The sequence below is a fragment of the Shewanella sp. 10N.7 genome, from assembly GCF_020806285.1.
Lineage (GTDB): Bacteria > Pseudomonadota > Gammaproteobacteria > Enterobacterales > Shewanellaceae > Shewanella > Shewanella electrodiphila.
On sequence record NZ_JAJGZS010000006.1, the window covers coordinates 1 to 14,357 of the forward strand.

At 40.4% G+C, this 14,357-nt stretch carries 13 protein-coding genes; 2 read left to right on the forward strand and 11 right to left on the reverse strand.

The window, feature by feature from the left end; all coding sequences use genetic code 11:
• Window positions 1-277: 277 nt before the first annotated feature.
• Window positions 278-835, reverse strand: coding sequence for a D-glycero-beta-D-manno-heptose 1,7-bisphosphate 7-phosphatase (gmhB, locus tag LMH66_RS05155; protein WP_229368801.1), 558 nt, complete (start codon window positions 833-835; stop codon window positions 278-280).
• Window positions 836-993: 158 nt separating this feature from the next.
• On the opposite strand from gmhB, the gene LMH66_RS05160 reads away from it, so the two are divergent.
• On the forward strand, window positions 994-1,668 hold the full coding sequence (locus LMH66_RS05160) for a GntR family transcriptional regulator (RefSeq protein ID WP_102528394.1): 675 nt from the start codon (window positions 994-996) through the stop codon (window positions 1,666-1,668).
• A gap of 55 nt (window positions 1,669-1,723) precedes the next feature.
• The gene (locus LMH66_RS05165) at window positions 1,724-2,794 is read left to right on the forward strand and encodes a ketoacyl-ACP synthase III (RefSeq protein WP_229368802.1); all 1,071 of its coding nucleotides are present in this window, start codon (window positions 1,724-1,726) and stop codon (window positions 2,792-2,794) included.
• 89 nt (window positions 2,795-2,883) lie between these two features.
• Here the strand turns inward: LMH66_RS05165 and LMH66_RS05170 are convergent, their stop codons facing one another.
• From LMH66_RS05170 to LMH66_RS05215, 10 genes are all read right to left on the reverse strand, one after another.
• Window positions 2,884-3,573 carry a 3'-5' exonuclease gene (locus LMH66_RS05170; RefSeq protein ID WP_420709402.1) on the reverse strand — a complete coding sequence of 230 codons (690 nt, stop codon included), beginning with the start codon at window positions 3,571-3,573 and terminating at the stop codon, window positions 2,884-2,886.
• Window positions 3,574-3,576: 3 nt separating this feature from the next.
• Window positions 3,577-5,451: a DUF294 nucleotidyltransferase-like domain-containing protein gene (locus tag LMH66_RS05175; protein WP_229368803.1), complete on the reverse strand. Its 1,875-nt coding sequence runs from the start codon at window positions 5,449-5,451 to the stop codon at window positions 3,577-3,579.
• A 219-nt stretch (window positions 5,452-5,670) separates the two neighbouring features.
• Window positions 5,671-7,389 carry a sodium:solute symporter family protein gene (locus LMH66_RS05180; protein WP_229368804.1) on the reverse strand — a complete coding sequence of 573 codons (1,719 nt, stop codon included), beginning with the start codon at window positions 7,387-7,389 and terminating at the stop codon, window positions 5,671-5,673.
• A gap of 10 nt (window positions 7,390-7,399) precedes the next feature.
• A complete protein-coding gene (locus LMH66_RS05185) occupies window positions 7,400-7,666 on the reverse strand; it encodes a DUF4212 domain-containing protein (protein WP_102528398.1) in 267 nt (88 codons plus the stop codon).
• Window positions 7,667-8,443: 777 nt separating this feature from the next.
• Complete coding sequence (locus LMH66_RS05190; RefSeq protein WP_229368805.1) at window positions 8,444-8,698, reverse strand: hypothetical protein; 255 nt, start codon at window positions 8,696-8,698, stop codon at window positions 8,444-8,446.
• 13 nt (window positions 8,699-8,711) lie between these two features.
• A complete protein-coding gene (locus LMH66_RS05195) occupies window positions 8,712-9,509 on the reverse strand; it encodes a DNA-binding protein (RefSeq protein ID WP_229368907.1) in 798 nt (265 codons plus the stop codon).
• Complete coding sequence (locus LMH66_RS05200; protein ID WP_229368806.1) at window positions 9,509-10,054, reverse strand: core component of ECF transporter; 546 nt, start codon at window positions 10,052-10,054, stop codon at window positions 9,509-9,511. The genes LMH66_RS05195 and LMH66_RS05200 overlap by 1 nt, the downstream gene beginning before the upstream one ends.
• 26 nt (window positions 10,055-10,080) lie before the next feature.
• Complete coding sequence (locus tag LMH66_RS05205; RefSeq protein ID WP_229368807.1) at window positions 10,081-10,857, reverse strand: energy-coupling factor transporter transmembrane component T; 777 nt, start codon at window positions 10,855-10,857, stop codon at window positions 10,081-10,083.
• Window positions 10,854-12,266 carry an ATP-binding cassette domain-containing protein gene (locus tag LMH66_RS05210; RefSeq protein ID WP_229368808.1) on the reverse strand — a complete coding sequence of 471 codons (1,413 nt, stop codon included), beginning with the start codon at window positions 12,264-12,266 and terminating at the stop codon, window positions 10,854-10,856. The genes LMH66_RS05205 and LMH66_RS05210 overlap by 4 nt, the downstream gene beginning before the upstream one ends.
• Window positions 12,267-12,269: 3 nt before the next feature.
• Complete coding sequence (locus tag LMH66_RS05215) at window positions 12,270-14,336, reverse strand: TonB-dependent receptor plug domain-containing protein (protein WP_229368809.1); 2,067 nt, start codon at window positions 14,334-14,336, stop codon at window positions 12,270-12,272.
• Between the last annotated feature and the right edge of the window lie 21 nt (window positions 14,337-14,357).

A 14,357-nucleotide genomic window follows, 5' to 3' on the forward strand; every position in this document is an offset into this window, starting at 1 on the left:
GCCACCTAAGTGACAATTTCGATTAACTCAACACCTGTGAGTGTCCACACAGATTACTTGATAAATTGTTAAAGAGCGGACTCGGTAACTAGCGTTAAACGCCTTGTTCCGTGTCAGTGGTTGCGCATTATAGGGAAAACATTTTTTCCCGCAAGTGCTTTTATTAAATAATTTAAAAAAAACCGATCAAAAGCGTACTTTTTGAACGTTTCGAGTTAAAAATCATCATTAAACGTTCATTTTGCATTTTTATGACAGTTTTAAGAGCAAACTTTTACTACTTGGTTAGCTCAGTTAGGTAATTAGGTACATCCGCAATGCTATCTACAACTACTGTCGCAAGCTCAATTCCTGCTTCATCGACAACTTTGCCGCTTCGTACCAATATAGCGGTATTAATACCAGCAGCTTTTGCTGCGCGAATATCGTCAGCTTTATCACCAACCATAATAGAGTTAGCCATATCAATTTTTAAAAACTTTGCTGCATCTAATAACATGCCAGGTTTAGGTTTACGACAATCACAATCTTGTTTGTAATCCCCTATGCCTTTAACTGGATGATGTGGACAATAGTAGATACCATCTAAATCGACACCTTTATCTGCAAAGTTCCAATCCATCCATTCTGTTAAATGGTGAAAATCATCTTCTGAATACATTCCACGCGCAATACCTGACTGATTAGTGACAACAACTATCTTATAGCCCATTTCTTTAAATGCTAAACAAGCTTCGAAAACGCCCTCTATATACTCAAAGTCATCGACAAGGTGAACATATCCCTTATCAACATTAATGACTCCGTCACGATCTAAAAAAACGGCTTTATCCACGATACCACTCCAAAATTCTTTATTATTGCGATTATCCCATTACTGAGAAAATTATGCACTTGTATTATAAAAGGAACATTTTTTACTGTTGTACTTTATAATGCGTGCAGTAAAGGTTACCCTTCCGTAGATATTTTGTGACACTTATATAAGAAGTAATGAGTCAAATAAAACCAATAATTCATAAAACACGCACTCAGGCGGTTGTTGAAGTACTTAGAGAACGCATTTTGTCTGGTTATATAAAAGCAGGCGAACCTCTAAGACAATCAGCTATTGCTGAGCAGCTCAATGTAAGCCGTATTCCGGTACGTGAAGCATTAGTTCAACTAGAAGCCGAGGGCTTAGTTAAATTTGAAGCGCATAAAGGTGCAACTGCGACTGAACTTTCTGTAGAGCAAGTCACAGAATTATTTGAATTAAGGGTTATGATTGAAACAGACTTACTTGCAAAGGCTATTCCTAACTTGCAAGAAGAAGACTTCGATAAAGCTAACAAAGTACTAGCTCAATTAGAGTCGGCATTAAAGTTACAAGACTCCGTGGCAACATGGAGCGAACTCAATACTCAGTTTCATACCTGTTTATACGAAGCCGCGAACAAACCACATACACTCGAAGTCGTCCATGGATTGAACACTAATTGCGATCGTTATATTCGTTTGCAGCTATTATTAACCGGTGGGATCCCAACTGCGGAAAAACAACACCGCGAATTATTCGAGTTATGCAAAAACAAAGATATCGATAAAGCGACCCAGCTTTTGCGAGAGCATATTTTACATGCCGCAAAAGCGATAAAAAAATTAGTTATTCAACAAATCGATGAATAACACTATTTTAGTGTCGTTTTAGAAACAATTTAATTTTTATTTGAGAGATAAACACATGCAGTATGCTCATATTACCGGGTGGGGAAAATGTGTCCCACCAGCAAAGTTGACCAATGACGACTTAGCCACCTTTATGGAAACGTCAGATGAGTGGATTAAAACTCGTACTGGCATCAGTGAAAGACATATCAGTCATGTGAACACATCTGAACTTGCCACTGTTGCTGCGCAAAATGCATTATTAGCTGCAGGCATTGAAGGTAGTGAATTAGATTTAATCATTCTTGCTACTGCAAGTCCTGATACGCTTATTCCAAATATTGCTTCTACTGTCCAAGCTAATGTTGGCGCAACCTGTGGCGCATTTGATATCAATGCTGCATGTAGTGGTTTCTTATATGCCCTTGGTATGGGTAGCTCTATGATAAAAAGCGGCCAAAACAAGAAAATTTTGGTGATAGGTGCTGAACGCTTATCTTTTTATTTAGATTGGTCTCGACGTGAAACTGCAGTCTTATTTGGTGACGGCGCAGGCGCAGTTGTGATTGAAGCAAGTAATGAACCTGGTGGCGTATTAGGCTATGAGCTGAATAATGACCCAGCTGCACGTGACATTTTATCTTCGGGTTTTGGTACTCGGATGGATCGATTTGACTCATCTTCTTTAGATTTCTTTATCAACTTAAATGGTCAAGAAGTCTTTAAGCGTGCTATTCACGGCATGGGCGGACTCAGTACTAAGGTCCTGGAAAACTGCAACATGAGCAAAGAAGATGTTGACCTTGTGATTCCACATCAAGCTAACGAACGTATTATTGATACCTTAATTAGCCGCATGAAAATTCCAAAAGAAAAAGCTTTTGTTAACATCGCTAATTATGGCAACACATCTGCAGCGACTATTCCAATCGCGATTTGTGATGCATTAGAACAAGGTCGAATGACCTCTGGTCAAACAATTTTATCTTGTGCATTTGGCGCTGGACTTACATCAGCTGCGTTACTGCTAAAATGGGGCGATCGCACAACCCCAATCAATGCGCCAACTGCTGAGCTTCCACCATGTGAAGTGTCGGCATTAGAGTTGATTAAACCTGCTGTGGATTTCTTTACTAATCGTAAGTAGTCGCTACAGCGGTTTTCAATAATAAGAAACCAGCTTAATGCTGGTTTTTTTATACCCAAAAACCTTCAACTTCGCATTAGAAAATTCACTCATATTGATATAAATTCTGCTGCAGACAACGTATTAATGTCGCCAATGGAATTAACTTGTGCAACAAACAATTCAGCACAAGCCAATGCATCAGTCAGTGCATCATGTCCTGAATATGTCGGTAAACCATAGCGCTGCCTACAGGCATCTAAACGCAAACTCCCCTCTTTCAATACATCATGTTGACGCAGTAATCGCTGTTTCTCTAGTGCCAGCGTATCGATAAAAGGAAGCTTTATAGCTCTACCGTTGGTTTTATATAAATGGGATTGTAAAAAACCAATATCCATGGGCGCATGGTGTGCCACGAGTAAATGTCCTTTGGTTTTCTCAACAAACCATTCCATGGCTTGGGTTAATGTTAACGCGCTAGATAAATGATGATCAACAATACCGTGTACCGCAGCACTTTGACCGACACTGCCGTCAATATTAATCATGATCTGCTGCGCTTTGGCTAATGGAATCGATAATGGCATTGAGCTTGGCTCAATAGGAACGATACCAATACTGATGATTTGGTCTTGTTGAGGATCGAGTCCTGTCATTTCAAGATCGATAGCCATTAATGGTGCTGATGTTATTGGCTTATTAATCACACTCAAGTAAGCCTGTTGGTATTCAGATAAAAGATCACTTTGGCCAAACATTTCATAATACAATCGCGCTTTTAGCCATAATTCGTTCACAGATTAATAGCTCCGCATAAATTTCATTCGCAAACCAGATTGCGCGTCATGAACCACTTTAAAGGCATCCCGTAGTTGGTGCCGTATAAGCGAAGACATCTGTTGAGGCTTTAAGTAATTCGTCACATCTTGCTGACTAGTATATTGTTCGCCCTGATTAGCAAGGCGCATATGTGCAATAAATTCATGCGCATCTGCAAGGTTTAACGCATCTTTACGATTAATAATATTCGCGTCCATCAAAGCCCGAATACGCTTTGGGGTATTCACTTCTGTTATCCCAGCACTTAATGCATACACGCGAGCAATATCATTAATTAACGCTACGCCTTTATGCTTTAAGTCCATCCCTTTTACTTCACTACCATCACGCTCAAGTACGAATTTTCTAAAGAAGCCTAATGGCGGCGATTCAACCAAAGAGTTACCCGCCATTCCAGCAAGGAAAATGTCATTATCTTTAGTGCGCTCAAGCACATGGTTTTGCAATTGCTCGAATAAGTTTTGAGGGCCATACACCGCGCGCATATCAAAAAAGATACTTGCATGCATCAATGCCTTAGGCTCAGGTGCATTTAACCAACTTTCGAAATGACGCTGCCATTTATCAAGTGATAATCGCCATTTCGGGTTTTGCGCCATAATATCGCCTGGACAATAAATATAGCCACACTTATCAAGACCTTCACACACAGCATGGGATAAAGCATTGAAATAACCTTTAGCATGTTCATCGGGTTCATGAGCAAGCAGTAAACCATTATCTTGGTCGCTACATGCAGCTTGATCTTGTCTACCTTGAGAACCAAAAGCTAACCAACAAAAAGCCATTGGCGCTGCACCTAGTATTTGCTGGTTTAGAATGATCAAACGTCGAGTTAACGCATCCGTTACCGACGTTAATACACGGCCAACTTCTTCAGCCCTTGCATCGGCACTGATCAGGTTTTGCAGTAATACTGGGATTTGTTTACTGACATTAATCAAACTATCAATATCTTGCTGTCTTTCAATTTCCCCAATGAGCAATAAAGGTTGCGAGCTTTGACCACGCAGAATATCGGTACTGGTCAGCATCCCAACTGCAGGCGCTTCAGTGTTATCATCAATGGGGGTTTCAGCCATGATAGGTAAATGGTGTATTCCATGCTCACTCATTAAAAGCATCGCTTCAAACACTAATGCGTTTGCCGATAGCCTTTTAGGATTAGTTGTCATTGCTTGATGCACTGCTAAACTGCCATCGAAACCTTCAGCTAATACACGGTTACGTAAATCTCTATCAGTTAAAATGCCAATTAATTTATGATTATCTATCACTAGTACTGATGACACTCTTGCCAGACGCATTTTTTTAGCCGCATCACATACACTGGCATGGCAATCAATCGTTAAGGGATCAACTGACATCAGACTATTAACCCGATTGGTGGTGGTTAAGTCTTTGGCTTTAAACCTCGCTTGGTGACGCATTCTTTTTGCAAATGCACGATTAAAAAACCGATCGAAGACTCTGCTTTCATTTCTTAAATAATTGAATGTGTCTGGATCAAGGTGATAAACAAGACTATCTTCTAGGATTTGCACCTGATTACTGACTTTTTCACCTGACAACAATGATGGAAAACCAAAGTAATCACCTTCGCCTAACCTATCAAGCAATTCCCCCTGCTCATCTCTGACTTCAAACGCACCACTTCTGACGATGTATAATTGCGGGTGACTTTCATCTAAAGGTACGACTTTGCTCGTTTTACTGTAATAGCCGATGGTTAATTGCTGGCAACACCTGACTAAACTTGAATCGGAGAGTGAATCAAATGGCACTAATGCGGAAATAAACTGTTGTATGGGTTGAAGCTCGCTATCATCTTTCATATTAGCCTCATCAGAAAACTCAATTTGTCAGGGTGTTGATAGACCTTGTTATATTGAACTATACGGAATTGTTTAATTGAGCACTATTCGACTTAAGGTTAGTGATAAGGTTAGAGATAACGAGTGCGATGTTATGAATAATCATCAAGTTTTCAAAAACAAAAAGAGCGCCGAGGCGCTCTTTTTAATGAATGAGTATTATCAACTCATGCATCATGATTAATGATCTTGTGCTTCACCTGATCCTTTAGGGAAACGAATAGATTCAACCATTGCCACCACATCATCAGGTATTTTCTTAGTCACTTTAGTTACAGCAAATGCAACACCAAAGTTAATGAACATACCAACCAGACCAAAGCCTTCAGGTGAAATACCTAAGAACCAGTTATCACTGATGTTGGCACTTGGATTAACAAACTTGAAGTAGATGATATAAGCAGCGGTACAAAATAGACCTGATAGCATACCGGCAATCGCGCCTTCTTTATTCACTGTTTTAGAGAAGATACCCATGATAATCGCAGGGAACAGTGATGATGCAGCAAGACCGAATGCAATCGCCACTACCGCAGCCACAAATCCTGGAGGATTAATCCCAAAGTAACCCGCCATTACAACACCTAAACCTGCAGCAATTCGGGCGTATTTGAGCTCTTCTTTATCAGAAATGTCTGGCATTAAATTCTTCTTCAATAAATCATGTGAGACTGAAGTTGAAATAACCAATAACAAACCTGCTGAAGTTGAAAGTGCTGCCGCTAAACCACCCGCTGCAACCAGTGCAATAACCCATGCTGGTAAAGAGGCAATCTCAGGCGTCGCGAGTACCATGATATCGCGGTCAATCTTCATTTCATTGGCATCACCATTGGTGTAATAGATGTTACCGTCACCGTTTTTATCATCCCAAGTAATTAAACCTGTTTTTTCCCAGTTCTTAATCCACTCAGGCGCAGCCTCATAAGATACACCTGTAGAGTCTGGTCCATTAATGGTTTCAATCATATTTACACGAGAGAATGCCGCTAGAGCAGGAACAGTAGTATACATAATAGCAATAAAGACTAATGCCCAACCCGCTGATACACGTGCATCTTTCACACGAGGTACAGTAAAGAAGCGAACAATAACGTGAGGTAAACCAGCCGTACCAAACATTAATGCACCCGTGATAAAGAACACATCAATCATGCTCTTTGAGCCTTCGGTATACTGGGCAAATCCAAGCTCTGCCGACAATCCGTCGAGCTTATCAAGTAAGTACACCCCCGTGCCATTACCTGCGGCATCCACCATTTCAGCACCAAAGCCGATTTGAGGTAAAATATGACCTGTCATCATCACTGAGATGAAAATTGCTGGCACCATGAAGGCGAAAATCAGCACACAATATTGAGCAACCTGCGTGTAGGTAATTCCTTTCATGCCGCCTAGTACCGCATAGAAGAACACCACAGCCATACCTATGTATACGCCGGTTTCTACATCTACCTCTAAGAAGCGGGAGAACACCACACCTACGCCACGCATTTGACCAGCAATATAAGTAAAACAGATAAAGATGGCACAAATGACAGCAACTGTACGTGCAGCTTGTGAGTAGTAACGGTCACCGATAAAGTCTGGCACAGTAAACTTACCAAACTTACGAAGATAAGGAGCCATACATAGCGCTAGCAGAACATAACCCCCCGTCCAACCCATTAAATAAACTGAGCCGTCATAACCTGTAAAAGACACAATACCTGCAAGCGAGATAAATGATGCCGCTGACATCCAATCGGCTGCCGTTGCCATACCATTCATTACTGGTGGAACCCCACCACCAGCAACATAGAATTCTTTAGTTGAACCAGCACGAGACCAAATGGCAATACCGATATATAGGGCAAATGTGACCCCAACAATGAGATAAGTTAACGTTTGAACATCCATGATTTATTCCTTAGTCTTCGTGTACGTTATATTTTTTATCTAAAGCATTCGCTTTCGCTACATACACAAAAATTAGTGCAACAAACACGTACATGGCACCTTGTTGTGCAAACCAAAATCCTAATTTAAACCCCATAAAGGTAATTTCGTTTAGTACGTCCACTAATAAAATGCCGCACCCAAAAGATACAAACGCCCAAATTGCGAGTAGTTTTAAAACTAGTCGTAAATTTTCGCTCCAATATCCATTTGCCTTGTCTTCATTTTCAAAAGCCATTGTGACTCCCCTGTGCTAATTATTTTTAAAGTCGATAGTTAATCTAGCAACTCAAAATGTGACGACAATCACGACCTTAGTCTATAGCGGCAAATACCACTTAAAACAAAACCCAACATAGTGCAATATATTCAATAACTTACACCAACTTAACCAATAATTTACAAATGTAATGACTTGGCTCGGTTTAGACCAAGGTCGAATTAGAAAAGTGATAAAAAGAAGGTAAACAGCCAACTACTGGATGAATCAGATGCCCTGGCTAAACAGGTTTATAGCCTGAGCTCACTGTAAAGTAAGGTACGGAAATGGATGCTAGTATTAGGGTTATCATAGTTAAAGATGGGAAAGGAGTGTGTTAAGTCATCACAACTGTGAGTTGGAAAATTTCAAATGAACGTAATAACTCGCTCATCATGATGTCTCTTTCAGCGATGAATAAGTGGGAGTAACCCATGTCACTCTCACTCATTTTGAGCTAAATTAAGAAAAGCATTCGTTAATCTAAGTGTTAACCTAAGCGTTAATCTAAGCGTTAATCTAAGCGTTAATCTAAGCGTTAATCTAAGCGTTGGCCTACGACTTAGTCAGTCAGTGGTCAGTCAGTGAAATAATCAGCGAGTTATTCGAATTTCGCTGATTTATTGTTTGAGTATGGGTTTGAGTTTGAGTTTGAGACTCAATTTCCAGATACTCATTTTATATTCAATCTTAAATGCAATTTTTAGATACAAACTTTTAAGTATCTATGATTAAAAACCAGGCTTTATAGCTCGCTTATACATTCTCCTTTTTTGCTAAGCCTCTGCACTCGAACCCTTCTATTAGCCAGCGACGTTTCATACAATTGAAGCAACTTATTAGCTCATCATCAATCATCTCATCTTCATCATCTTCCATGAATTGATCGCAGTACTTTGCGGCTTGTTGAGCGTGATGGTTATCTTCGTTGGTAAATCGAAATAGCCATTTTCCCTGCTGTTGATAAAACCAGTTTTCTTTATCCGAAAAGCCTTCCAATTTTTCTGACATGACATTCTCACTGTTAATAGTTTTTCAATTGCTGTTTTAATGCATTGCGCCAACTCGGCTCGCCTGTCAATTCATCTCGGTGCTGATACACAAGCAGTGCAAACTGGTTATTTTGCAGCACAGCTTTAATTTTTCCGCTCACCAATACTGATTCTTCATCGTTTAACAAAAAGCCATTAAGTTCAATGACCGCATCTAACCCTGTGAGTTTTTTGATTTGATGTACTGATAACATTAGCTCTTTGGTGGAATTTGTTAACCCCACATCAAGTTGGCCTTTTACCCGGCCATCTCGACCAGATAAACGTAGACCAATACCTGCAATAGCACCGATAACGCCTTGACCTGTTCCTCCGTGCTCCGATAAATCGATCCCTAGATTAGCCGCTAATTCATAAGCATCAGATTTAGTTTTTACTTGCCTCTTTGTTTCAAAGCCAAAGGCCATCAAGCGTTGAATTGCACTCGTAGTTAATAAGCTTTTTTCTATAATAGCCAACCCGGGATCGGCAGCTAATGCACTTTCAGCTTTTAAATGAATAACACAAATATCTTTTATTTCTGCCAGTGTTAGCGAAGATAAGATTTCAAAACACATCGCACTATTATGAGATGTATAAGGAATATCTGGATGCACAAACAACTGATGACGAGTCACCCATGCTGATGATGAAGTTAACCTCACTTTACCTTCAACATGATCACCTAAGGCCTTTGAGTTCAGTAAATCCATTATTTCTTCAGCAATTTCACCTGTGCCTTTAGTACCAATATCATCGGTATCATCAATACAAATTAACCAAGACTTGATCATTTGTGCGCCGCCTTATTCGTTGTTAATAAATCATGGGCATCTAGGCGATTAATAATAACCGGCACCAGCAAAGCACCTGCTATTGCAAATACACCGCCTTTAACACTACTTAACCCAAATTGAATAAATGCCACTTGCGGATCCATTCCAACCAGTAAATTTTGAATCCAAGATTTGCTCGCCCATGCAATGCTGCCGATAATGGCAAGTAAAATACATCGCCAGCGCAAAGTGAACATATTGGCCATAAAGATTAAAGCTAAATCCATTGCTAATGCTGGCAATGCAAACTTGAGTAATATAAAAGGCCCACCTTTTCCTACACCCAAAATCATCGCCAACATCCCTGTAAGTAAGCCGCATAAGGTCATGCTGCCGACTTTATTTGTCGCACCATAGCAAACGAGATAAAACAAGCTGATTAAGAACATTGAATGACCGGTTAACCCCAGCTTCATTCGCATCATACTTTTTATGGCCACCAATAATGTGGCGCAAAAGCCTATGAATAATGCATTGTGTAACGTGAAGCCTTGCTTCATTGATTAATCCTCTTGAGTGGTAGTAATTAACTTAATGGCCAATGTGTGTGTTTAATGTGCTTATCAAAATGTCTTTGTTGTGCTGATTTAGCGATATGTTTTGACAAGCTCAGCAGTTGAATGAGTAAAGGAAATAACACGCAGCGAACTAGCTCAATCCAATTAATAGGGTTGATTAACTCTTTAGGCATGATTCGAGCGCCGCGTAAGCACTGAATATGATAAATATCTCTCACTTCTTGTGTGATAAACGGTAATAATTTAATCGATGTCGTGATAACAAATGCCCACTTACTGGGCAGGAATAAGCACAAAACTTGACTCATATGGTGCGCTGTTTGTGTACTCGTAAGCCACCAGCTTGGTAGCATGACAAGGATAATCCTTAGCACCACAATTAAGGCTTCAAGTACTCTTTCGCTGCCATAAAACAAAGCATACAAACTGACCGTGATGACAGATTGAATAGCAAATAATTTAACAAGGGGCTTTAATCGCGCTTTACAAATCCAAGCATGTATCATTAAGCCCAAATTAATCACAGCCAAATAACCCAGCTGCTCTGTGGTGACTAAAAAAGCGCTACTGGACAAAACAATACTGAAAATAATCGCAACGCCACAAAGCCAACGTTTTCTTTTAGACTCGGTTAATCTAGCCTTGTAGCTTGATGCATTAGGTGATGTATTAGTTGATACATTACTTAGTGTATTACTCGATTTTTTACCTAAATTCTTGTTCATTGTGATATCAAGGTTGTTGACATCAGAATCGTCGCTTTTAAGGCAAACCCGTTTACTCATAACAGTGCCTTTGTTGTTAATTGACCGTTCTCGATTTGCCAATATTGAGTCAATTGCGCCTCTAAAATCGGTCGATGGCTGGTAATTATGATTGTGCCACCGTGCCTAGAAAAAGCCGTTAACATGCTAATGATATTGGTAAAATATTGTTCATCTAGCCCTGCAAATGGATCATCGAGTAGCAATACTTTGGGCTTTACACACAGCACTGAAGCCAACGCCACTAAATGTTGCTGGCCATAAGAAAGTTTGTGCGGAGACTGAGTCGCTAAATGGCTTATTTCTAATTGTTCTAGTATTTCATTCACTCTCGATAGCGGAAGGTGAAAACGTTTTAAGCTGAACTCTAACTCTTGTCGAACCGTTACCTCAAACAACTGCCTTGATGGCCGCTGCATCAGTAAGCCCAAGTCTTTATTAAAACGGCCAAATTTAGCAGGCTTACCAAAGAGCAAAATATCCGCTTGATTGCTGTCATCAATGCCAGCAATCTGATTAAGCAGGCTCGACTTACCGCTTCCGTTTTCACCAAACAGACCAACTATATCTCCTGCATTTAGATGCAAGGTTTTTCTAATCTCTACCACTGGCGTTTGGTTTTCAAACTGAACTTTTAAGGGGAAAATACTTAACCTGTTTTCGGTTGCACATACTTCATCAGTAATTAAAGACTGAGTATTTGCAGCGGAGTTAGTATTTGGAACTGAAAAATCTAAGTTAGATTCACAACATTGGCCCTTGAGAATTGAAGATGCGCTTACCGCATTAATTGAATTAGCTTCGACGAGAGTTAATTGACCTTGTGCTAATAGCCAATAAGTCTGAATGACTTCAGCAAAAGCGTCAGCATGATGTTCTGTCATGATCACACTCACTCCTGAATCGACTAAACGCTGAAGCACCAGGTTCAACTCGCTAACCCCAGAGTTATCTAGTTGTGCCCAAGGTTCATCGAGCAAGAGTAAATTAGGATTAAGTACCAATTGCGCAGCCAACATCAAGCGATACTTTTGTCCTAAGGACAGATGGCTAACTAAGGTATCTAATGGTAAACCAAGCCCAACAATGGCTAATGCATGTTCCACTAAGCTAAACATCTCATTGACTGAATATGCTAAGTTTTCTAATCCAAAAGCTACTTCAGCGCCAATAGATTCACGAATAAGCTGAATGTTGGGATCTTGCATCACCAAACCTAAACGAAGGTTTGGGTGATGGATGATTTGACCGTCAAAGTCGACATCATTTGGCATTGCTATTAACTGTAACAAGGTCGACTTACCCGCTCCGGTGACGCCCAAAATACAGTGGCACTCACCAGCAGCGACCGTAAGGTCTAGCTGGTTAAACAAGTCAATTGAGGATGAGTGGTGTCGATAACTCACCCCATGCAATGCCAATAGCGACATGAGCTACAGCTGCCAGTTAATACCAACAAAGATCTGTCTTCCTGCTTGAGGCAAGGCTTCACTTTGGTAGTAGTTCACATCGAGTAAGTTTGTCGCACGGATATACGCTTCTAAATTATCTACCATCAACGGTTGCACAATATTGATATCAACTAACGTGTAGTTATCAACTTCATTTCGTACGGACATGGTTTCATCAGCGACCTTTTCACTGGTGTAGTAAATTTGATCTGCAATATACTCAACATTCAAATTTACATTTAGACCAAAATCAAATTGGTATGCGCCCTGAAATCTAAACTGATGTTTTGGGCGGTATTCTAATTCGCTCATGACATCATTATCTGAATCTTCTGAGTCTAAGTAGCTATAAGAGACCGTTAGATCTAGATCATCGAAGTATTCATTTTTAACTGAAAAATCCACCCCTTTAAAAGCGTAGTTACTGATGTTTTGATAAACGCCATCTGTATCTTTAGCAATGTAATTCTCAGCGTCAGTATAGTAACCGGTGATATCCATACTGGTGTTATAGGCAAAACCTTGATTTAGACCTAATTCAAAATGGGCTGATTCTTCTGGTTCAAGGTCGCTATTACCAGATGATTGAGAATAGAGGTTTCTCAATGAAGCGAAACGTACTTTACGGGCAATACCTGCGTGTAATTTGCTATCTTCTGCTACTCGCCAATAACTAGAGATTTGGGCGGAGTAGTTGGTGTCGTCACCTTCGTCACGTTCCTGACTATGAGCAGCACCACCAATAGTCACACCATAGTGATCATTATGTTGATATTGATACTCAACAGCTAAAGTATTCAGCCAGCCATCTTTATTAAAGTCATCACTTGAGCCAGAACCTGAACCGCCACCAGAGCCACCTCCCGAGCCAGAACCAGAGCCTGAACCAGAACCAGAACCAGAACCAGAACCACTAGATGCTGTATTAGTGTCGCTTTCAGCTTCAAAGTTTACCGACTCCCAGCTTTGTTTTTCACTGATAATTGAGCCTGTTAATAAACCCGCAGAGTCAAAATCGGCAATCAGTTGTAAATTACCACCTTGAACTGTGGATATGCCGTCTTGAGTTGAAGAAATATCGCTGTAATCACTGCTGGTATATGCGGTTTCAAAGACCTGACTCTCATTGTGGTAGCCGTAGCCACGTAACGCTAAAGTATCCGAAAATTTATGGGCGAAACCTAACTGCATGATGGTGCTTTCAAAGTCATCAACACGTTCATATTTTGATTTATTCGTGCCAGAGCCATCGACACTCGGTTTGCCCCAGCTTCCAGATTTATAGTTTAGATTAGCGGTTAACATAGTATCGTCAGAGACAAAGTAGCTGCCTTGGGCATAGAAATTATCCAAGGTTTTATCTGAATTTAAGCGAGTATCACCAGATTGTTCATCTGTGTCTTCTAAATCTGATGACACAGGGAAACCATCTGTTTGCTGACGGTTGTAACTCATAAATCCTTGCCACTTTTCGCCGCTGCCCGCTAAATTGATGTTGCCATTAAAGGTGTCATTTTCAGCAAACTCAATATTGCCTGACACACTCGGCGCACTATCACCTTGTCTGGTGATAATGTTGATCACACCTCCTGCGCCACCAGGACCATACAAGACTGATGAAGGGCCGACTGAAACTTCAACAGACTCTATTTGTGAGGCAGGAATGACACTGGGATCAAACTGACCATCTTCAGCATCATTTGCAGGAACTCCGTTGATAAGATAAATAACATGACGCGCTTTAAATCCACGAATATCTACTCTCGGGGTGCCTTGACCGCCCACTCGTACGTATATTCCGGGTACATTAGCTAACAGCAAATCAAGACTTTGCACACCAGATGCTTCAATCTCTTCTCGGGAAATATTCCAGTGAGTCATAGATGCTTCAGCAGCTGTTGGTCCTTCTCCCTTCACAACAATCACTTCTTGGATTTTTAATAAAGGATCTCTTTCAAAGCTTTCAGCATGAAGGGTAAAGCTCGCTAAAACAGCTAGGGAAAGTATCGAAAAGTGCAGTGGTTTATGCGCAGACTTGATCATATTCATTGTGTAACAACGTCCTAATTG

Bases quoted from the DNA above. Each gene is read 5' to 3' on its own strand.
- LMH66_RS05160 (WP_102528394.1), top strand. From the start codon at position 994: ATGAGTCAAATAAAACCAATAATTCATAAAACACGCACTCAGGCGGTT.
- LMH66_RS05165 (WP_229368802.1), top strand. From the start codon at position 1,724: ATGCAGTATGCTCATATTACCGGGTGGGGAAAATGTGTCCCACCAGCA.
- LMH66_RS05175 (WP_229368803.1), bottom strand. From the start codon at position 5,451: ATGAAAGATGATAGCGAGCTTCAACCCATACAACAGTTTATTTCCGCA.
- LMH66_RS05180 (WP_229368804.1), bottom strand. From the start codon at position 7,389: ATGGATGTTCAAACGTTAACTTATCTCATTGTTGGGGTCACATTTGCC.
- LMH66_RS05185 (WP_102528398.1), bottom strand. From the start codon at position 7,666: ATGGCTTTTGAAAATGAAGACAAGGCAAATGGATATTGGAGCGAAAAT.
- LMH66_RS05190 (WP_229368805.1), bottom strand. From the start codon at position 8,698: ATGTCAGAAAAATTGGAAGGCTTTTCGGATAAAGAAAACTGGTTTTAT.
- LMH66_RS05200 (WP_229368806.1), bottom strand. From the start codon at position 10,054: ATGAAGCAAGGCTTCACGTTACACAATGCATTATTCATAGGCTTTTGC.
- LMH66_RS05205 (WP_229368807.1), bottom strand. From the start codon at position 10,857: ATGAGTAAACGGGTTTGCCTTAAAAGCGACGATTCTGATGTCAACAAC.
- LMH66_RS05210 (WP_229368808.1), bottom strand. From the start codon at position 12,266: ATGTCGCTATTGGCATTGCATGGGGTGAGTTATCGACACCACTCATCC.
- LMH66_RS05215 (WP_229368809.1), bottom strand. From the start codon at position 14,336: ATGAATATGATCAAGTCTGCGCATAAACCACTGCACTTTTCGATACTT.